The organism is Sphingomonas sp. FG14, assembly GCF_057809675.1.
Window position 1 is genome coordinate 379,532 of sequence record NZ_JBMDKK010000003.1, and the last position, 18,965, is coordinate 398,496.

15 protein-coding genes are annotated in these 18,965 nt (G+C 65.3%); 9 read left to right on the forward strand and 6 right to left on the reverse strand.

Annotation, left to right across the window (positions count from 1 at the left end; genetic code table 11):
- Window positions 1-141: 141 nt before the first annotated feature.
- The 3 genes from npdG to ACODTA_RS14050 are packed head-to-tail and all read right to left on the reverse strand — an operon-like array spanning window position 142 to window position 3,833.
- Window positions 142-813, reverse strand: a complete 672-nt coding sequence (gene npdG, locus ACODTA_RS14040) for an NADPH-dependent F420 reductase (protein ID WP_489066533.1) — start codon at window positions 811-813, stop codon at window positions 142-144.
- Window positions 803-3,205 carry a 5-amino-6-(D-ribitylamino)uracil--L-tyrosine 4-hydroxyphenyl transferase CofH gene (gene cofH, locus ACODTA_RS14045; RefSeq protein WP_489066534.1) on the reverse strand — a complete coding sequence of 801 codons (2,403 nt, stop codon included), beginning with the start codon at window positions 3,203-3,205 and terminating at the stop codon, window positions 803-805. Before cofH ends, npdG begins: the two co-directional genes overlap by 11 nt.
- A 1-nt stretch (window position 3,206) precedes the next feature.
- Window positions 3,207-3,833 (reverse strand): helix-turn-helix domain-containing protein, encoded by a 627-nt coding sequence (locus ACODTA_RS14050; protein ID WP_489066535.1) that lies wholly within the window; start codon window positions 3,831-3,833, stop codon window positions 3,207-3,209.
- 126 nt (window positions 3,834-3,959) lie between these two features.
- On the opposite strand from ACODTA_RS14050, the gene ACODTA_RS14055 reads away from it, so the two are divergent.
- From ACODTA_RS14055 to ACODTA_RS14090, 8 genes are read left to right on the forward strand one after another with little or no spacing between them, the layout of a single operon-like run.
- Window positions 3,960-4,982: a phosphotransferase family protein gene (locus tag ACODTA_RS14055; protein WP_489066536.1), complete on the forward strand. Its 1,023-nt coding sequence runs from the start codon at window positions 3,960-3,962 to the stop codon at window positions 4,980-4,982.
- A gap of 19 nt (window positions 4,983-5,001) precedes the next feature.
- Window positions 5,002-5,736 (forward strand): SDR family NAD(P)-dependent oxidoreductase, encoded by a 735-nt coding sequence (locus ACODTA_RS14060; RefSeq protein WP_489066537.1) that lies wholly within the window; start codon window positions 5,002-5,004, stop codon window positions 5,734-5,736.
- Window positions 5,737-5,756: 20 nt separating this feature from the next.
- Window positions 5,757-6,983 carry an acyl-CoA dehydrogenase family protein gene (locus ACODTA_RS14065; protein ID WP_489066538.1) on the forward strand — a complete coding sequence of 409 codons (1,227 nt, stop codon included), beginning with the start codon at window positions 5,757-5,759 and terminating at the stop codon, window positions 6,981-6,983.
- 23 nt (window positions 6,984-7,006) lie between these two features.
- Window positions 7,007-8,353 carry an MFS transporter gene (locus tag ACODTA_RS14070; RefSeq protein WP_489066539.1) on the forward strand — a complete coding sequence of 449 codons (1,347 nt, stop codon included), beginning with the start codon at window positions 7,007-7,009 and terminating at the stop codon, window positions 8,351-8,353.
- Window positions 8,353-9,900: an AMP-binding protein gene (locus ACODTA_RS14075; protein WP_489066540.1), complete on the forward strand. Its 1,548-nt coding sequence runs from the start codon at window positions 8,353-8,355 to the stop codon at window positions 9,898-9,900. The genes ACODTA_RS14070 and ACODTA_RS14075 overlap by 1 nt, the downstream gene beginning before the upstream one ends.
- Complete coding sequence (locus tag ACODTA_RS14080) at window positions 9,897-11,996, forward strand: PQQ-dependent dehydrogenase, methanol/ethanol family (protein WP_489066541.1); 2,100 nt, start codon at window positions 9,897-9,899, stop codon at window positions 11,994-11,996. The genes ACODTA_RS14075 and ACODTA_RS14080 overlap by 4 nt, the downstream gene beginning before the upstream one ends.
- Window positions 11,993-14,053 (forward strand): 3-hydroxyacyl-CoA dehydrogenase NAD-binding domain-containing protein, encoded by a 2,061-nt coding sequence (locus ACODTA_RS14085; protein WP_489066542.1) that lies wholly within the window; start codon window positions 11,993-11,995, stop codon window positions 14,051-14,053. Before ACODTA_RS14080 ends, ACODTA_RS14085 begins: the two co-directional genes overlap by 4 nt.
- Window positions 14,050-15,093, forward strand: a complete 1,044-nt coding sequence (locus ACODTA_RS14090) for an SMP-30/gluconolactonase/LRE family protein (protein ID WP_489066543.1) — start codon at window positions 14,050-14,052, stop codon at window positions 15,091-15,093. The genes ACODTA_RS14085 and ACODTA_RS14090 overlap by 4 nt, the downstream gene beginning before the upstream one ends.
- A gap of 148 nt (window positions 15,094-15,241) precedes the next feature.
- Here ACODTA_RS14090 and ACODTA_RS14095 read toward each other — a convergent pair whose 3' ends face one another.
- The 3 genes from ACODTA_RS14095 to ACODTA_RS14105 form a co-directional block, all read right to left on the reverse strand.
- On the reverse strand, window positions 15,242-15,877 hold the full coding sequence (locus tag ACODTA_RS14095) for a flavin reductase family protein (RefSeq protein WP_489066544.1): 636 nt from the start codon (window positions 15,875-15,877) through the stop codon (window positions 15,242-15,244).
- Window positions 15,878-15,880: 3 nt separating this feature from the next.
- Window positions 15,881-16,681, reverse strand: a complete 801-nt coding sequence (locus ACODTA_RS14100; RefSeq protein WP_489066545.1) for an enoyl-CoA hydratase/isomerase family protein — start codon at window positions 16,679-16,681, stop codon at window positions 15,881-15,883.
- A 106-nt stretch (window positions 16,682-16,787) separates the two neighbouring features.
- Complete coding sequence (locus ACODTA_RS14105; RefSeq protein WP_489066546.1) at window positions 16,788-17,507, reverse strand: TetR/AcrR family transcriptional regulator; 720 nt, start codon at window positions 17,505-17,507, stop codon at window positions 16,788-16,790.
- Between the two features lie 275 nt (window positions 17,508-17,782).
- Here ACODTA_RS14105 and ACODTA_RS14110 point away from each other — a divergent pair, with 275 nt between their 5' ends.
- Window positions 17,783-18,964, forward strand: coding sequence for an acyl-CoA dehydrogenase family protein (locus ACODTA_RS14110; RefSeq protein ID WP_489066547.1), 1,182 nt, complete (start codon window positions 17,783-17,785; stop codon window positions 18,962-18,964).
- Window position 18,965 lies beyond the last annotated feature (1 nt).

Here is an 18,965-nt window from a genome sequence, read left to right on the forward strand (position 1 = left end):
ACCCGTCATCCCCGCGTAGGCGGGGATCCATAAACACAGTCGTTGCTTTGTTTTTCACGATCGAGGGTATGGATTCCCGCCTGCGCGGGAATGACAAAGGGTGAGTGGGCCTGATCCCGAAGGGACCAGGCCCGAGCCTGATCAATCCCGCGGAATCCCCGTGATCCGGATGCCGGCACCCGGCACCTTGTAGCGCTGGTTCAGGGCGATCAGCACTGAGGTCAGCCCCTCGCTCACCACCGAATTGGCGAGCACGCCGCCATTCCAAGCGCCGAGCCCGATCGCCTGGGCGAGGCCGACAACCAGATCCGTCGCCTCGCGATCGTCGCCGCAGACGATCACGTCGCAATCGATCTCCGCATCGAGTTTCTTCAGGTGGTGCGCGGAGATGTTCTGGAAGGCGGAGATCACCTTCACGTCCTCGCCGAGCATGGTCTGGATCGCCTCGACCGCCGAGCCGCCATTGGGCAATTGCACGCGGTTGACCTTGGGCGGCACCAGCGGCACGGTCACGTCGATCAGGATCTTGCCGGCCAGATGCGTGCGCACTTCCTCGACGGTGGCACGCTGCCCGGCATAGGGCACGGCGAGCACGACGATCTGCGCCACCGCCGCCGCGTCTCCATTGCCCGAGCCGCGCACGGCATCGCGGCCCAACGTCTCGTTCATTTCGGTGGCGGCCTCGATCGCCTTGTCGGCGGAGCGGCTGCCGATCACCACCGGATAGCCGGCGTGAGCCCAGCGCAGCGCCAGGCCGCTGCCTTCCTTGCCGGTTCCGCCAAGCACGGCGATTATGGGGCGTTCATCCTGCATCGATCAGTTCCTCTCTGTGTCTGCGCTTGGCCGGTGGCGTTTGTACGACCGGTGCGAGTTCGGGGGCACCCAGTCCGCGCTTGTGCTGTGCGTCGTCGATCGGGCCGTAGAGCGTCGTGCGCTGGCGTGGCGTGCGACCCGCCGAACGGATCAGCGCCTCCATCGCTTCGGGCGGCATTTCCTGGCCATGTTGCGTGCCGGCCGCGCGCGAGATGCTTTCGTTCATCAGCGTGCCGCCAAGGTCGTTGACGCCGCCGTCGAGCACCATGCGCACGCCCGCCGGACCCAGCTTGACCCAGCTTGCCTGGATGTTGGCGATCTGGCCGTGCAGCACCAGCCGGGCGACGGCGTGCATCAGCCGCACTTCGCGGAAGGTCGGGCCGGTCCGTGTTCCTCCCTTCAGCGCCAATGGCGCTTCCATATGGACGAAGGGCAGGGGGACGAATTCGGTGAAACCGCCGGTGCGCGCCTGGAGGTCGCGGATCGCGAGCAGGTGCCGTGCCCAGTGACGCGGCGTATCGACATGGCCGAACATGATTGTGGCGGTGGTGCGGAAACCGACGCGATGCGCCGCCTCGATCACATGCAGCCAGCCGGCGGTATCGAGCTTGTCCGGGCAGAGGATCGCGCGGACCTCGTCGTCGAGGATCTCGGCCGCCGTGCCGGGCAGCGTGTTGAGCCCCGCTGCCTTGAGGCGACGGAGGAAATCCTCCGCCGACAGGCCGAGCGTCGCGGCGCCCTGTGCCACTTCGAGCGGGGAGAAGGCATGGATATGCAACTCAGGCGTTGCTGATTTGAGCACCCGGCAGAGCGCGAGATAGGTTTCTCCAGTATAATGCGGGTGAATGCCGCCTTGCAGGCAAAGCTCGGTCGCGCCGCGTGCCTGGGCTTCCACCGCACGGCGGATGACTTCGCCATGATCGAGGTCATAGGGGCGGCCGCGCAGTGCCTCGTGCGTGCTGCCCTTGGAGAAGGCGCAGAAGCCGCAGCGGTAATTGCAGATATTGGTATAATTGATGTTGCGGTTGACAACATAGGTGACGGTGTCGCCACAGGTCTCGCGCCGCAACTGGTCGGCGGCGGCGCAGACATGCTCGACATCGGTGTCGCGCGCCTCGAACAGCGCGACGATCTCGCTCTCGTCCAGTCGCTTGCCGGCCATCGCACGATCGATCGCATCGGCAATGGCGGGGGCAACGGTAAGGTCGGACGATGCCGGCGCGATGCGTGGGGTGATCGTGGTGCCGGGCGCCCAGTCGTCGTCCCGCGCAAAGCCCGTGGCATCGCTCGCGCGACGAACCAGCGGGGCGAGCGCTGGGTCCTGCCAGCGCGCATTGTCCAGCGCATAGGCCGGATACACCGGCAGTCGCCGAACGAGCATGCGGCCATGTTGCGCGGTGCGCTGCCGCAGCCGTTCGACTTCGGGCCAGGGTGCCTCGGGATTCACATGATCGGGCGTGACCGGCGAAATGCCGCCCCAGTCGTTGATTCCCGCCGCCATCAGCGCCGGGAAATCGGCGGCGCTCAGATTGGGCGGCGCCTGAAGGTTCATCGCCGGGCCGAAGATCAGCCGCGCGGCGGCGATCGTCCAGAGCAATTCGTCCAGATCGGGCTCGGGCGCGTGCGCCATCGGCGTCCGATCCTTCGCACGGAAATTCTGGACGATGATTTCCTGGATATGGCCATGGTCCCGGTGCAGCCCGGCGAGCGCGAACAAGGCGTCGAGCCGTTCGTCGCGCGTCTCACCGATGCCGATCAGGATGCCGCTGGTGAAGGGAATGGCAAGCTCGCCCGCGAGCCGGATCGTCTCCAGCCGCGCAGCGGGCAGCTTGTCCGGCGATCGGTAGTGCGGTCCGCCGGGTGCGCAGAGCCGTTCGGCGGTCGATTCGAGCATCAGCCCCTGGCTCACCGATACGCGACGCAGCATCGCCATCTCGTCGCGGTCCATAGTGCCGGCATTGATGTGCGGCAGCAGTCCGGTTTCCGCGATCACCGCCGCACACATTTCGGCGAGGTAGGACAGCGTGGTTTCGTGCCCCAGCCGATCGAGTTCCTCGCGCGCCAGCCGGTGGCGCAGTTCGGGCTTTTCACCCAATGTGAAGAGCGCCTCGGTGCATCCCGCACGCTGGCCGGCGCGCGCGATTTCGAGGACTTCGGCGCGCGTCAGATAGGCCCTGGCGCCGCGTTCGGGCGGGCGGGAGAAGGTGCAATAATGGCAAAGGTCGCGGCAGAGCTGGGTCAGCGGGATGAAGACCTTGGGCGACCAGCTCTGCAGCCGGCCATGGCCGGCATCGCGCAGATCGCGCGCTTCACCCATCAGCGCGGCGAGATCGGCAGCGAGCAGGCGTTCGCGCAAGCTCAGGTCGGCGGCTGCGGTCGGCTCCTTCCGCATGCTATGACCCCGCTGCATCCGACGGCGGACCGTCGGGGGTTTCGATCAAGGCTGTCAGCGTGCGCGCGAAATGCCGCAATGTCGTGTCCGATTGCCAGATCGGATGCGCGCGGCTCGTGTCGGTCAGCGCCGCCTCGCGTAGCGACAGGATGCTGCTCAGATAGGCGCCCATGAACACGAAGCGCTGATTCTTCATCGCCGGCGGTATATCGGGCATCAGCCGGCGAAGATGATCGAGGCAGCGCAGATAGCCTGAATTCCATCGCCCTTCGAGCGCGCTCAGGAACAGATCACGGTGGGTCATGCCCAGCATGGTGACGAAGCGGATATAGCTGTCCTCGCCCGCCGCCGACTCGTCCATCGCCGTCGCGGTGTAGAGCAGCACGTCGACGACCTCGGAGATGCTCGATGGTCCGCCCTTCGCTTCGAGTGCGTCGAGCGTGGCGTTGCGCCGCTCGTCGATCAGGATCGCGCCGTCGCGGATGATCTCGCGGACCAAGGTTTCCTTCGATCCGAAATGATAGCTGACCGCGCCATGATTGCGCTGCCCCGCCGCCATGGCGATGTCGCGCACCGTTACGCCATCGACGCCGCGTTCGGCGAACAGCCGGCGCGCCACGCGCTTCATATGTTCGGCCGCCGCCCCAGGCTGTTTTGGTGACAATCTAACCATGAGTGCAGAATTTCATTGCCAAGCCTCCGCGTCAAGCGCATTATCCAAATGAATTAGATCAGGCGAGAGGATGAGGAAAGGGTGGACCAGATCGACGTTTCCGCGCTGACCGACTGGATGGACGCCGAACGACTCGGTGTCGGCGCCATCGAAAATGTCGAGGCGCTGGCCGGCGGCACCCAGAACATCCTGATCCGTTTCGAGCGCGCTGGCCGGCCCTATGTGTTGCGCCGTCCGCCGCAGCATCTGCGCAGCAATTCCAACGAGACGATGCGGCGCGAGGCGCGCCTGCTCGCCGCGATCGCGGACACCGCGGTGCCGCATCCCCGGCTGATCGCATCCTGTGGCGACGAAAGCGTGCTGGGCGCGGCATTCTATCTGATGGAGCCGATCAAGGGCTTCAATCCGGTGGCGGGCTTGCCGGACCTCCATGCCGGATCGGCCGAAGTGCAGCATCGCATGGGCATCGCTTTGGTCGAGGGGGTCGCGGCATTGGGCGCGCTCGATCATGTCGCGCTCGGCCTCTCCGATTTCGGCAAGCCCGACAATTATCTCGAGCGCCAGGTCTCGCGCTGGAAGGCGCAGCTCGAAAGCTATGGCGAGTTCGCCGGCTGGTCTGGTGCTGCCGGCCTGCCCGGCGTCGATCGTGTAGGCGCCTGGCTCGACGCGCATCGGCCGGAGCGGTTCACGCCGGGGATCATGCATGGCGATTATCACCTCGCCAACGTGATGTATCGTGAGGACTCGGGCGAACTCGCCGCGATCGTCGACTGGGAACTGGCGACGATCGGCGATCCGCTGATCGACCTGGGCTGGCTGCTCGCGACCTGGCTCGATCCGGTCGAGACGGTGCCGATGGTCAGCGTCAAGCCGTGGATCGGCTTCCCGACGGCACAGGAACTGGTCGATGCCTATGCCGCGCGGTCGTCGCGCGATCTCTCGGCGATCGACTGGTACGCGGTGCTCGCCTGCTACAAGCTCGGCATCCTCCTCGAAGGAACCCATGCGCGCGCCGCCGTTGGCAAGGCGCCGAAGGAGATCGGCGACAAGCTCCACGATCGCGCCGTCCGCCTGTTCGAACGCGCATTGCGCCGCATCGCATGACATTGGGGGTAAGGGCAGAATGAACGAACTCGATTTCACCGGAAAGTCGGTCCTGGTCGTCGGCGGGTCGAGCGGCATCGGCAACGGCATCGCCCAGGCATTCCGTACGCGCGGCGCGCAAGTCCATGTCTGGGGCACACGGGCGAGTGCGGCCGACTATTCAGCCGACGAGGGATCGGACCTGACCGGCCTTGGCTATGATTGCGTTGACGTCTCCGATCCCGACGCGATCGCGTCGGCGCCCGCGCCGTTCGACGGGCTCGACATCCTCGTCCTTTCGCAAGGCGCGGTGCTTTATCGCCGCCAGGAATTCGAGCGCGCCGGCTGGGACAAGGTGATGGCGATCAATCTCGACAGCGTCATGCATTGTTCCGAACGCTTCAAACCGGCGCTGGCTGCGGCGCAGGGGAGCATCGTCGTGGTCAATTCGGTCGCCGGTTTCCGTGCGACGCTCGGCAATCCGGCCTATGCGGCGTCGAAGGCGGGGGCGGTCAACCTCACCCGCACGCTCGCGCAGGCCTGGGCGCCTGAGGGCATCCGCGTCAATGGGCTCGCACCGTCGCTGGTCGAGACCAAGCTCACCAAGGTGACGATGGATCATCCCGAACGCCGCGAAAAGGCGCTCGCCAAGATGCCGCTCGGCCGGTTCGGAACCTCGGAGGATATGGCGGGTGTCGCGCTGTTCCTCGCCTCGCCGCTCGCCGCCTATGTCACCGGCCAGACGATCCTCGTCGATGGCGGCCTCACGCTCTAGCGCCCAATCGGAGACCCGCGATGAATTTCGAATATTCGGACAAGGTGAAGGCGCTGCTCGCTCAGGTCGAAACCTTCATGGACGCGCATGTCTATCCGATCGAGGCGGAGCGCAGCGCCTTCATCCACGATCAGGACAATCTGTGGAAGGTCTGGCCCGGCACCGAAGCGATCAAGCAGAAGGCGCGCGAGGCAGGGCTGTGGAACCTGTTCCTGCCGCACGAATATGGCGCATGGAGCCCCGGCCTCACCAATCTGGAATATGCGCCGCTTGCCGAGGCGATGGGCCGGGTGAGTTGGGCGTCCGAATTCTTCAACTGCAACGCACCCGACACCGGCAATATGGAAGTGCTCGCGAAATACGGCACGCCCGAACAGCAGGAGCGCTGGCTGAAGCCGCTGCTCGCCGGTGAGATCCGCTCGGCCTATGTTATGACCGAGCCGCAGGTGGCGTCGTCCGACGCGACAAATATCGAGACCACGATTCGCGCCGATGGCGACGATTATGTGATCAACGGCCGCAAATGGTGGATCTCCGGCGCGCTCGATCCGCGCTGCAAGATCCTGATCCTCCTGGGCAAGACCTCGGACGATGCGCCGCGTCACCAGCGCTTCTCGCAGATCCTGATTCCGCGCGACACGCCGGGCATCGAAGTCGTTCGGCCGCTGAGCGTGTTCGGCACCGTCCATTCGCCGGGCGGCCATGCGGAGCTGCGCTTCAACGACGTCCGCGTGCCCAGGGAGAATCTGCTGCTCGGCGAAGGCCGCGGCTTCGAGATCGCGCAAGGGCGGCTTGGGCCCGGCCGCATCCATCATTGCATGCGCTCGATCGGACAGGCGCAGCGCATGCTCGAATATATGGCGCACCGCGTCGAGAGTCGCGTCGCCTTTGGCCGCAAGCTCTCCGAACAGAGCAGCATCCGCCAGGATATCGCGCGCTCCTTCTGCGAAATCGAACAGGCGCGGCTGCTGACCCTGAAGGCTGCCGACGCGATGGACCGCCATGGCAACAAGGTCGCCAAGGATCTGATCGCCGCGATCAAGATCGTCGCGCCGACCATGGCGCAGACCGTGGGCGACCGCGCGCTGCAGGCGCATGGCGCGATGGGGGTCAGCGGCGACACGCCGATCGCCCAGCTTTTCCTGGTCAATCGTTTCGTGCGCCTGACCGACGGACCCGAGGAAGTGCACATGGCGCAGCTCGGCAAGATGAAGGTCGCGGAATATTCGAGCCGGCCGCTACGCTGATCGGGCGGGGGAGGAGAGAGTTGATGGCGACCGAGCAACCGACCGCGACGGCCCCGAACATCGCCGTGCCCTTCCGCAGCTGGTGGATGGTCGCGGTGCTGTTCACCCTCTACGTCTTTTCCTGGCTCGACCGGCTGATCATCAGCATGCTGGTGATCCCGATCAAGGCGGATCTGGGCGTCAGCGACTTCCAGATCGGGCTGCTCACCGGAACCGCCTTTGCCATCGCCTATTCGGTGTTCGGCCTGCCGCTCGGCTGGGCGGTCGATCGCTTCACGCGGCGCTGGATCGTCCTGGGCGGCGTGCTGCTCTGGGCCACCGCGACGGTCGCCTCGGGCCTGGCGGACAGCTTCGCGCATCTGCTGATCGCGCGGATCTGCGTCGGTATCGGTGAAGCGGCATTGCTTCCCGCCGCCTATTCGCTGCTTGCCGACGAATTCCCGCGCGAACGGCTGACGCTCGCCACCTCGACCTTCCAATGTGGTGGCAAGGCGGGGTCCGCGGCGGCGTTCGCGCTGGGCGGCATCGCCATCGCCTATGCCGCCACGTTGCACGGCACCAACCTGCCTTTGCTCGGCTATGCCGAACCCTGGCAGATCGTCTTTGCAATGGTCGGGCTGCCGGGCTTTGTGCTCGCGCTGCTGCTTTTCACCTTCCGCGAACCCGCCCGCCGCAATCCCGCGACCGCCGCGCAGATGCAGGCCCAGTCCGACTGGGCGCTGCTCGGCGAATTCCTCCGCACTCACCGTGCGCTGATGGCGCTGATGCTGCTTAGCTTCTCGTCGCTCGCCATCTGCGGCTACACGCTGACCAACTGGGTGCCGACCTATCTGACGCGTGCATTCGGCTGGACGCCACTGCAATATGGCCTTCCCGTCAGCATATTGAACCTGATCGGCGGCGCATCGCTGCTCGTCACCGGCGCGGTGGTCGATCACTTCTTCGCGAAGCGCGGCATGCAGGACGCGCATCTGCGCGTCTATTCCTGGTTGCTCCTCATCATCGCGCCGGCCGCGCTGATGCTGTTCGTTACCGGCAGCCCCTATGTCTTCCTCGCCTGTTATTGCGTCGTGCAGTTCGCGACGGTGCCGTTCATGGTCTACGCATCGTCGGTGGTTTCGCTGCTTGCGCCCAATCGGGTGCGCGGCAAGTTGATCGCGGGCTTCCTGTTCTGCTTCACCATGCTGGGGCTGGGCGCGGGGCCGGCGCTGGTCGGCGCGCTGACCACCTTCGTCTTCGCGTCGGATGCGCGGATCGGCACGTCGATGATGATCGTCGTCGTCGGCTGCTATGCGATCGCATTCATCACGATGCGGATGGCGCTGCTCTATCTGAAACCGGCAATCGAGCGTGCGGAGGGCCGTCACTAATGTCGTTGCTGATCGCCGATATGGCGCCCGGGCGCCGCGACACGCTCGCACTTGCCGATGAACGCATACGCCATAGCTGGGCGGAACTGGACGCGGTGATGAACCGCGCGGTGAATGCGATGCTGGCATTGCCCTTCGATCGCGCCCGCCGCGTCGCCGTCTTCGCGCCCAATGCGGCCGAACCCGTGATCGCCTATCTCGCCGGCCTGCTCGCCGGGATTTCGACCGTGCCGGCAAGCTTCCATCTGACTGCGGCCGAGCTTGCCTATATCCTGTCGGACTCTCAGGCCGGCGCGTTGTTTTGCGGCCCCGAAACGATCGACAAGGCGATCGAGGCTGCGCGCGAGGCGGGAATTTCGACGGTGATCGCGTGGCGCTGTCCGCCACGCGAAGGCGTGATCGGCTGGGATGACTGGCTTGCCGCTGCGTCGGATGTCGAGCCGCCGAGCGACATGCAGCCGGCACCGCATCTCCATTACACGTCGGGCACCACGGGCAAGCCCAAGGGCACCGATACGCCACCCAGCTATTTTCCGCCGGCCACGACTGTCGCCGATTATGCGCGGATCATGCGCGAACGGTCCGCATCGCTTCCCGAAGGGCCGTCGATGGCGGTCGGGCCGCTCTATCACACCGGCCCGCTGACGTCGGTCCGCGCGGTGATCGGTGGCACGCCGCTGGTGACGGTGGAGCATTTCGACCCCCAGACTGTGCTCGCCACGATCGAACGCGAGCGGATCGCCGGTTGCGTGATGGTGCCGACGCATTTCCAGCGGCTGCTGTCGCTGCCCGACGATATCCGCGCGCGCTACGACCTCTCGTCGATGAAGCGCCTGGCGCACACCGGCGCGGCCTGTCCGCGTGATGTGAAGCAGCGCATGATCGACTGGTTCGGCCCCGTGCTGGTCGAGGCTTATGGCGGCACCGAATCCGGCACGACGACGATGATCACCTCGCCCGAATGGCTGCGGAAGCCGGGTTCGGTCGGCAAGGCGGTTCCGCCCTTCGAGGCGGTGATCCTGGGCGAGGACGGCAGCGAGCTGGGCACCGGCGAAGTCGGCCAGCTCTTCTTCCGCGACATCACCGGGCGCGGCATCGTCTATCATAACGACGCGGAGAAGACGGCGGCGGCGCATGTGGCGCCTGGAGTCTTCACGCTCGGCGAGATGGGCTATGTCGATGACGAGGGCTATGTCTTCATCACCGATCGCATCTCCGACATGATCGTGTCGGGCGGAGTGAATATCTATCCGGCCGAGGCCGAGCATGTGCTGCTCCAGCATCCCGGCGTCGCCGACGTCGCGGTGATCGGCGCGCCCAATGCGGAAATGGGCGAGGAGGCCAAGGCGCTCGTCATTCCCGCCGACCCGGCGTCCCCGCCGACGGCGCAGGCGCTCAACGCCTTCTGCCGCGAACGGATCGCCGGCTATAAATGCCCGCGCTCCTACGAATTCGTCGACGATATCGGCCGCAACGCGATGGGCAAGGTCAACAAGCGCGCGCTCAAGCAGCGCTTCTGGCCGAGCGACCGGATGATAGGAGGATGACCGCGATGGTTTTGCGCAGGCTGGCCGCTCTATGCGCCCTGATGCTGATCGCGGCATGCAGCGGATATTCCGCCGACGATGGCGGCGATGGCAAGAACTGGCCCGGCTATGGCGGCGATCACACTGAACGCCATTTCAGCCCGCTGACGCAGATCGATACCGGCAATATCGGCCAGCTCGGCCTTGCCTGGTTTCACGATATCGACGTGATGCCGAGCGCGCAGACCGCGCCGATCGCGGTCGACGGCGTCTATTATTTCGCGGCCGGCCATAGCATCGTCCATGCGCTTGACGCGAAAAGCGGCACGGAATTGTGGCGTTACGATCCCGAAGCGCCGCAAAAGGCTGGCGAGAAACTGCGTTCGGCCTGGGGCATTCGCGGCATCGCCTATGGCGAGGGCCGGATCTACACGGGCACCGTCGACGGCAGGCTGATCGCGCTCGATGCCAAGAGCGGCAAGCCGCTCTGGTCGGCGATGACGATCGAGGCGAATGACGGCCGCTACATCTCCGGCCCGCCGACTTTCTTCAACGGCAAGGTGATCATCGGCCATGGTGGTGGCGATTTCGCGCCAGTGCGAGGTTATGTGACCGCGTACGACGCCAAGACCGGCAAGCAGCTCTGGCGCTTCTACACCGTGCCCGGCGATCCGGCGAAAGGCTTCGAGGACGAGACCCAGGCGATGGCCGCCAAGACCTGGACGGGCGAATGGTGGAAATATGGCGGCGGCGGCACCGCCTGGAACGCGATCACCTTCGATCCCAAGTTTAACCGCATTTATATCGGCACCGGCAACGGCACGCCGTGGAACCAGAAGATTCGCAGCCCCGGCGGCGGCGACAATCTGTTCGTCTGCTCGATCGTCGCGCTCGACGCCGATACCGGCAAATATGTCTGGCATTACCAGATCAATCCCGGCGAGACCTGGGATTACAACGCCGCGATGGACATCACGCTGGCGGACCTGCCGATCGACGGCAAGACGCGGCCGGTGATCCTGCACGCGCCCAAGAACGGCTTTTTCTATGTGATCGATCGCGAGAGCGGAAAGCTGCTCTCCGCCGAGAAATTCGTGAAGAATGTCACCTGGGCAGACCGTATCGATCTCAAGACCGGTCGTCCGGTCGAGAATCCGGCCGCGCGCTATCCGGGTGGCAAGCCCTTCACCGTCTTTCCCTCGCCCGTGGGTGCGCACAGCGTCGAGGCGATGGCGTTCAGCCCCAATACCGGCCTCGTCTATATCAACGCGATCGAACAGGGGCGCATCTATGCCGATCCCCCCGGCGATCTCACCCAGTGGAAATTCGCGCCGGGCCAGGTGATCAACAACGGCGTCGGCGCGCCGCCGCCGGGCAGCAAGGTCGAGCCCGGCAACACCAATAGCCTGCTCGCCTGGGATCCGGTGAGGCAGAAGCCGGCCTGGTCGATCCCGCTTCCCGGCTTCAAGAATGGCGGGACGATGGCGACCGCGGGCAATCTCGTCTTCCAGGGCAATGTGAAGGGCGAGTTCGTCGCTTATGATGCGAGGACCGGCAGCAGGGTTTGGTCGTTCGATGCGCAGAACGGCATCCTCGCCCATCCGATCAGCTATGAAGTCGATGGCGTCCAATATGTGAGCGTCATCGCAAGCTGGCGGGCCAGCACCGAAATGGGGCCGGGGCTCGGCTGGGACTATCGCCAGCAGAAGCGCCGCGTGCTGACCTTCGCGCTGGGCGGCAAGGCCAAGCTGCCCGCCGCTGACATGACGCGCCTGCCGTTCCAGGCCGATCCCGCTTTCAAGCTCGATCCCGCAAAGGTCGAGCGCGGCCGGGTGCTGGTCGGCGCGCATTGCGGCCTGTGCCACGGCGCGGGGCTCAAGGCCGGCGGCGCTGCGCCCGATCTGCGCGATTCGCCGGTGCCGCTCGATGCCGGCAGCTTCGCGGCGGTCGTCAGCGAAGGTGCGCTGGTCCCCAACGGCATGCCCAGATTCGCCGAATTCTCGCCGGACGAGCTGGATGCCATGCGCCACTTCATCCGCAGCGAGGCGCGTGCCGCGCTCAGCGGCAAGGCGGCCTCGCAGGCGGTCCCCACCGGAGCATCAGAGGGAATCCGATGAAACTGAACGACGTGACCGACTATGAAATCGAAGATGGCATTGCGGTCGTCACCATCGATTCCCCGCCGGTCAATGCGCTCTCGGCCAGGGTGCGCACCGGTATCCGCGACGGGGTCGAGCGCGCGGTCGCCGATCCGGACGTGACCGCGATCGTGCTGATCTGCGAAGGCCGCACCTTCTTCGCGGGCGCCGATATCACCGAATTCGGTAAGCCGCCCATCAGCCCGACGCTGGTCGAGTTGCAGGCGGTCGTCGAATCGGCGCCGAAACCCGTGGTCGCCGCGCTCCACGGTACGGCATTAGGCGGCGGGCTCGAACTCGCGCTGGTCGCGCATTACCGTATCGCGGTGCCGTCGGCGAAGGTCGGCCTGCCCGAAGTGAAACTCGGCCTGTTGCCGGGCGCGGGCGGCACGCAGCGGCTGCCGCGTATCGTCGGCGTCGAAGCGGCGCTGGAGATCATCACCAGTGGCCGTCAGGTCTCCGCGCGCGAGGCGCATGCAACCGGCCTGATCGATGCGCTCGCAGACGAAGGCGCGTTGCGCGCCGGCGCGATCGCATTGGCGCGAACCGTGATTGCCGAAGCGCGGCCGCTGCGGCGGATTCGCGATCTGCCGCTGGCGGCCGATCCGGAGGTCTTCGCGACCTTCCGCAAGGCCAATGCGAGCAAGTTCCGCGGTTTCGAAGCGCCGGAGGCGATCATCCGCTGTATCGAGGCGGCTGTCGCCATGGATTTCGACGCGGGCAAGCGCGAGGAGCGCCGGTTGTTCGAAGGGCTGCTTGCCGGATCGCAATCCGCCGCGCAGCGTCACGTCTTCTTCGCCGAGCGACAGGCCGCCAAGGTGCCGGGCATCGATGCGGATACGCCGGTGCGGCCGGTCGCCAGGGTCGGTGTGATCGGCGCGGGCACGATGGGCGGCGGCATCGCCATGAACTTCCTCAATGCCGGCCTGCCGGTGAGGATCGTCGAGACCGCGCAGGACGCGCTCGATCGTGGACTGGGGGTGATCCGCCGCAACTATGATGTCAGCGCCAGCAAGGGGAAGCTGAAGCCCGAGGATATCGAGCATCGCATGGCTTTGTTGACGCCCTCGCTCGATCTCGCGGATCTCGCCGATTGCGACCTGATCATCGAGGCGGTGTTCGAACAGATGGACATCAAGACCGCGCTGTTCGCGCGGCTCGATGCGGTCGCGAAGCCGGGCGCGATCTTGGCCACGAACACATCCTATCTCGATATCGACGCGATCGCGGCGGCGACCGCGCGGCCGGCCGATGTCGTCGGCCTGCATTTCTTTTCGCCGGCGAACGTCATGCGTCTGCTCGAGATCGTGCGTGGCCGCGATACCGCGCCCGATGTGATCGCGACGGCGATGCAGGTCGCCAGGAAGATCGGCAAGGTTGGCGTGGTCGTCGGCAATTGCTTCGGTTTCGTCGGCAATCGCATGCTCGCCCAGCGCCAGCGCGAGGCCGAGAAGCTGATCCTGGAAGGGGCGCTCCCTTGGGATGTCGATCGCGTGCTCCACGATTTCGGTTTTCCGATGGGGCCGTTCCAGATGCGCGATATGGCGGGCATGGATGTGGGCTGGAATCCCGAGACCTCATCATCTTCGACCGTACGCGAGATCCTCAACGAAATGGGCCGCCGCGGCCAGAAGACCAACGCCGGCTATTATGATTATGACGAGAAACGCAAAGGCACGCCGTCTCCGGTCGCGGAAAAGCTGATCCTCGATTTCGCGGCGCGGCAGGGCATCGCCCGACGCCCGGTTGCCGACAGCGAAATCGTCGAACGCTGCCTCTATTCGATGGTCAACGAAGGCGCGAAGATCCTCGACGAAGGGATCGCGGCGCGCGCGTCCGACATCGATGCCGTCTGGATCACCGGCTATGGCTGGCCGGTCTATCGCGGCGGGCCGATGTTCTGGGCAGAGCTGGAGGGGCTGCCGAAAATTCTCGACCGGCTCCGCGCGCTCCATACCGAACATGGCGAGGAATTCCGCCCTGCGCCGCTGCTCGAGCGGCTGGTGGCGGAGGGCAGGGGATTCTCGACGTCATGACGGTGTCGATCCCGCGCCGGACGATGCTCGGTTCACTGGTCGCGATGGCATCGCTTGCCGGTTGCGCGCGCGGTGGCTTCGCGCATGGCGCGCCACCAAGGCCAATGTCGCTGGACGCACTGGAACTGGTGGCCGACGGGATCGAGCGCCCCGAAAGCGTTGCGCTTGCGCGGGACGGGCGCGCCTATGTCTCCTCGTCCGCCGCCGCGGTGATCGAGATCGGGCCGGGTGGCGCGCGCCGTCCGATCGGCGTCGCGCCGGCAGCCAACGGCATCGCGCTCGACCGCCAGGGGCGGATGATCATCGCCAATTTCGGATTGCTCAAGAATTTGCCCGGCACGCTCCAGCGGCTGGATCTGGAGAGCGGCGCGATCGAGACGATCGCCGCCGAGATCGACGGTCGTCCTTTGGTGGCCTCAAACGGCCCGGCGATCGGCGAGGATGGGTCGGTCTATTGCACCCATTCCACTTGGGCGGACCCCACCAATATTGGCACGACCAATCCCGCCGGCTTCGTCTATCGCGTCGATCCGTCGGGCCAGGTGGAGATGGTCCATCAGGGCATTCGCGGCGCCAATGGCTGTTGTTTCGACGCCGATTTCAGCCATCTCTACGTCGCACAGACTGCGGCCGGCAATATCGTGCGCCTCTCGCGCCGGCGTGACGGGGGCTATGGCGATCCCGCCATTTGGGGCCCGCGACTGGGTGAAGCGCCCGACAATCTCCAGGCAAGCACGATCGTTGCGATGCCGCCCGCCGAACGTGTCCGGCTCGGCCATCCCGATGGCATCGCCTTCGACGCCGCAGGCAATCTCTGGGCGACGATCCCCTTCGCCAACCGCATCGTCGCGATCACGCCCCGGGGGCAGGTGATCGACGTCATCGTCGATGCCGGATCGACGAAGATCCAGATGCCGACGGGGCTCGCCTTTGGCGGGGCTGACCTGCGCGAGCTGTACATTGCGTCGATGCGCAACGGCCGGCTGTGGAAGTTGAAGGTCGAGGCGCCGGGTCTGGCATTGCCGCATTGGCGGGCGTGATGCCCACTCGCTTTTCCGTTCGCTTCGAGCAGCGTCGAGCGAAGTCGAGACGCGCCCGTCGAGAAGCTCGGCACTGAACCCTTCTCGACTACGGTTCTCGACAAGCTCGAACCTTCGCTCGAAGCAAACGGGAAAGATGGGACGGCCCTCAGCTCTTCGCCATCCAGTCCGGATCATAATCCAGCCGATCGATCTGCATCCGGTCCGAATTGCGAACATACCAGCCGCTGCCATGCGTGCGCCCAATCAGCTTCATCGCAGGCGTATCGAGATAGAGTTTGGCGGGATCGAGCACGAATTCGTCCTTGATGTGCGTGACGAGGATTTCGCCGAGCACCACCGATTGCCGGGGAAAGTCGATCACCTGCACCAGCCGGCATTCGAAACTGACCGGGCTGCTTGCGATGCGCGGCGGCTTCACCACCGTCGACGGCAAGGTCTCGAGGCCGGCATAGTCGATCTCGCTCACCTCGTCGGGCGCATCGACGCTGGTCAACACCATGCGTTCGGCATCGTCCTCGCACACCAGGTTCACGACATATTCGTGCGTAGCGACGATGTTCGACGCCGTGTTCTTGAGTCCCTTATGGACATGGTGCTTGAGCAGACCGTGCACCAGCATCGGCGGATCGTCGCCGACCGCGTTGAAGAAGCTGTACGGCGCCGCATTGAGCACGCCGCTTTCGGACAATGACGTGATCCAGGCGATCGGGCGCGGCGTCACCGTCGAATTGAGGATCTTGTAGCGTGCCGCGAGCGGCAGGCTGCGCATGTCGAGTTCCATGCCTCAGCTTTTCCGGCGCGCGGCAAAGGCTTCGCGTGCTCGCGCCAGTTCCTCGCCGTCCTGGAGGATCGCGCAATAGGCGAGTTCAAGCGCATGCGCCGCATCCAGGTCGCTGCCATCCGCCGTTTGAAGCAGTCTCTTGGTGAGTTCGACGGCGTGGCGATTGCCCTTGCCGATCGTCGCGGCGAAGGCCAGTGCCGCATCGGTGACGGTGCCCGGATCGTGCAGCCGGGTGACGAGCCCAAGCGCCTGCGCTTCCTCCGCATCGATCGAACGACCTGAGAACAGCAGATCGGCCGCGCGGTGCCGGCCGAGCTGGCGAGCAAGGAACCATGCCGATCCGCCATCGGGCACCAGCCCGAAATCGACGAAAGGCGCACCGAACTTGGCGCTCGACGATGCGAAGATCATGTCGCAGGCCAGGACCAGCCCCCAGCCCACGCCATAGGCGCCGCCCTCGACCGCGGCGATCACCGGAATCGGCAGGCGACGTAGCCGGGCGATCACCCGCTGCCCCCATTCGAGCCGCGTCGCGAGCGCCAATGCGCCGGCGCCTTGCGCGGGCGGGATCCTCAGGTCGCCGCCGACCGAGAAGAAACCGTCCGCGCCGTGGATTACCAGCGCGCGCGCCGGTGTGTCATGGTCGAGCGAGTCGAGCAGTTCGGCAAAGGCGCGCCACATCTCGAACGACACCGCGTTCTTCGCCTCGGGCCGGGCGAGGGTGACGAGAACCACGTCGCCATCGCGGCGTTCGGCCACGAGTTTCGGTGCGGCCATATTGTCCGATGCTGGTGATTTCGTCATCGCGCCACGCCTCGCTCTCCGGTCGCTATTGTCGCAGTCATGCTCCAATATTGCATTACCGGTTAAAATTCTAGCCCGTTCCAGGTGTTGGCCGAATTTGGCAGGATCAGGCCTGCGTGGCGGCTTCCTCGATACGCGCGGCCGGTTGCGCGAAAACGGGCAGGCCCGATTGCTGATAATCCTGAAGCGCCTGTTCGATCTCTCGCCGCGCGGTGCCGCGCGTCGCACCCGCCATCACTGTCAGCACGCTCGAAACCAGGTGGAGCGTCACGCCGTCATCCTCGATCCGCCCCTGGCACCAGTCGTTCACGATCGCATATTCGCAGCGCACGATATCGTCGGCCAGCGTGTCGACATCGATCCAGGGCTGAAGCTGGCGGCGCGCCTTCAGGGCCTGGATCCATTGCAAGTTCGGCTTCACCGCCATCGAATGCATCGTCGTCCAGATGTCGGGATCGGCATTGGGCGCGAAATAGAGCGACATGATCGCGCTGATATAATTGCGGATCTGGCGGTTGCGCTCGATCACGAACACCATTCGCTCGATGTTGCGCTTCATCGTGCCCTGCGGACCGGTATAGGGCAGGCGCGAGATGAAGCGTTCGAAATATTCATGAATCGCGATCGCGACCATGCGTTCCTTGGTCTGGAACGCATTGTAGAGCGTGCGCTTGGCGACGCCCGAGCGCTTGCAGATCTCGTCCATGCTGAAGCCGGAGAGGCCGCGCTCGGCGATCATCTTGCGCGTTTCCTCGAGAATGCGGCGCCGGCGTTCGTGGATCGCCGCGCTGGAATAAACGAGTCCCCGGTCCAGTTCGATCGTCATTGCGCTTTGTTGTCCTGCGGGATTCCGGGGCGTGCGGCCGTCGCCGGCCAGTGGCGGCCACTATAGAAATCTTGCTCGGTCACGCAAGTTTGCGCCGTCATCGGTGCCAACACGGCCTTGCCCTGTCGTGGGAAGTGTGCCACAAAAGTATACGGCAATGCAGTTTTGGTTGGGTCGGGTCCAGTGATTTGGGACGATCCGGCAAGCGGTGAAGCCGCCATGCGGGCAGGGTTGGCGCATGGCAGGCCGTTGGAAAGGACGTGGAGAGCGTGGACGTGAATGGGCAGGGAGGGGGCGAGTCGTTCCGCGCTGATGTTGCGGCCTGGCTCGACGCGAATTTTCCACGCTCGCTCGCGTTCAAAAGCCCGCAACCCTATCTGACCGACGCGGCCTATGCCGATGCGGACCCCGATTTCGGCCTCTGGCTGCGCAATATCGTCGATCGAGGCTGGGGTGCGCCGACCTGGCCGGTCCAATATGGCGGCGGCGGCCTTTCCGAGGGCGAGGCGCGAATTCTTGCCGAGGAAATGGCACGGGTCGGTGCCTTCCAGCCCAATCGCACCTATGGCCAGATGATGCTCGGGCCGACATTGCTGGAATTTGGCAATGAGGACCAGAAGCAGCGCTTCGTGTCGCCGATCGCGCGCGGCGAAGTGCGCTGGTGCCAGGGTTTTTCCGAACCCGGCGCTGGATCCGATCTCGCGTCGTTGCAGACGCGGTGCGAGGACAAGGGGGATCACTGGCTGGTCAACGGGCAGAAGATCTGGACGTCGGGCGCCAATCATGCCGATTGGTGCTTTGCGCTGGTCCGCACCGATACCAGCCGCAAACAGGGTGGGATCAGCTTCCTGCTGATCGACATGCGCTCGCCGGGCGTCGATGCGCGGCCGATCGAACTGATCAGCGGATCGACCCATTTCTGCGAAGTCTTCTTCACCGACGTCGCGGTGCCGAAAGAGAATATGATCGGTGGCGTCAACCAGGGCTGGGGGATCGCCAAGCGCCTGCTGCAGTTCGAGCGCGACAGCCTGGCGACCGGGCGCGTCGATGCGCCGAGCCTCGCCGAATTTGCCAAACGCTATCTGGGTGTCGACGATCATGGCCGGATCGCCGATCCGGTGCTGCGCCAGCGCATCGTCGGCAACGCGATCCGCAACCGCGCCTACACCCATTATGTCAATCGCTCGGCCGCCGCCGCCAAGGCCGAGAACGGCGTGAGCGCGGCGGTGTCGGTGCTCAAGAATCTGGGCGCCGCGATCTCGCAGGAACGTGCCGAACTCGTCGTCGACATTCTCGGCAATCAGGGCCTGGGCTGGGACGGAGACGGCTTCTCGGCCGAGGAACTGGAGGCGACCCGCGCCTGGCTGCATAGCCGAGCCTTCTCGATCTACGGCGGCAGCTTCGAGATCCAGAACAACATCACGGCCAAGCGCGTGCTTGGCCTTCCGTCGCGCTGAA

What these genes read in the sequence shown, in the direction of transcription:
- ACODTA_RS14080 (WP_489066541.1), top strand. Translation starts at nt 9,897, where the DNA reads ATGACCGCGATGGTTTTGCGCAGGCTGGCCGCTCTATGCGCCCTGATG.
- ACODTA_RS14085 (WP_489066542.1), top strand. Translation starts at nt 11,993, where the DNA reads ATGAAACTGAACGACGTGACCGACTATGAAATCGAAGATGGCATTGCG.
- ACODTA_RS14095 (WP_489066544.1), bottom strand. Translation starts at nt 15,877, where the DNA reads ATGGAACTCGACATGCGCAGCCTGCCGCTCGCGGCACGCTACAAGATC.
- ACODTA_RS14075 (WP_489066540.1), top strand. Translation starts at nt 8,353, where the DNA reads ATGTCGTTGCTGATCGCCGATATGGCGCCCGGGCGCCGCGACACGCTC.
- ACODTA_RS14090 (WP_489066543.1), top strand. Translation starts at nt 14,050, where the DNA reads ATGACGGTGTCGATCCCGCGCCGGACGATGCTCGGTTCACTGGTCGCG.
- ACODTA_RS14105 (WP_489066546.1), bottom strand. Translation starts at nt 17,507, where the DNA reads ATGACGATCGAACTGGACCGGGGACTCGTTTATTCCAGCGCGGCGATC.
- ACODTA_RS14050 (WP_489066535.1), bottom strand. Translation starts at nt 3,833, where the DNA reads ATGAAGCGCGTGGCGCGCCGGCTGTTCGCCGAACGCGGCGTCGATGGC.
- ACODTA_RS14060 (WP_489066537.1), top strand. Translation starts at nt 5,002, where the DNA reads ATGAACGAACTCGATTTCACCGGAAAGTCGGTCCTGGTCGTCGGCGGG.
- cofH (WP_489066534.1), bottom strand. Translation starts at nt 3,205, where the DNA reads ATGCGGAAGGAGCCGACCGCAGCCGCCGACCTGAGCTTGCGCGAACGC.
- npdG (WP_489066533.1), bottom strand. Translation starts at nt 813, where the DNA reads ATGCAGGATGAACGCCCCATAATCGCCGTGCTTGGCGGAACCGGCAAG.
- ACODTA_RS14070 (WP_489066539.1), top strand. Translation starts at nt 7,007, where the DNA reads ATGGCGACCGAGCAACCGACCGCGACGGCCCCGAACATCGCCGTGCCC.
- ACODTA_RS14100 (WP_489066545.1), bottom strand. Translation starts at nt 16,681, where the DNA reads ATGACGAAATCACCAGCATCGGACAATATGGCCGCACCGAAACTCGTG.
- ACODTA_RS14065 (WP_489066538.1), top strand. Translation starts at nt 5,757, where the DNA reads ATGAATTTCGAATATTCGGACAAGGTGAAGGCGCTGCTCGCTCAGGTC.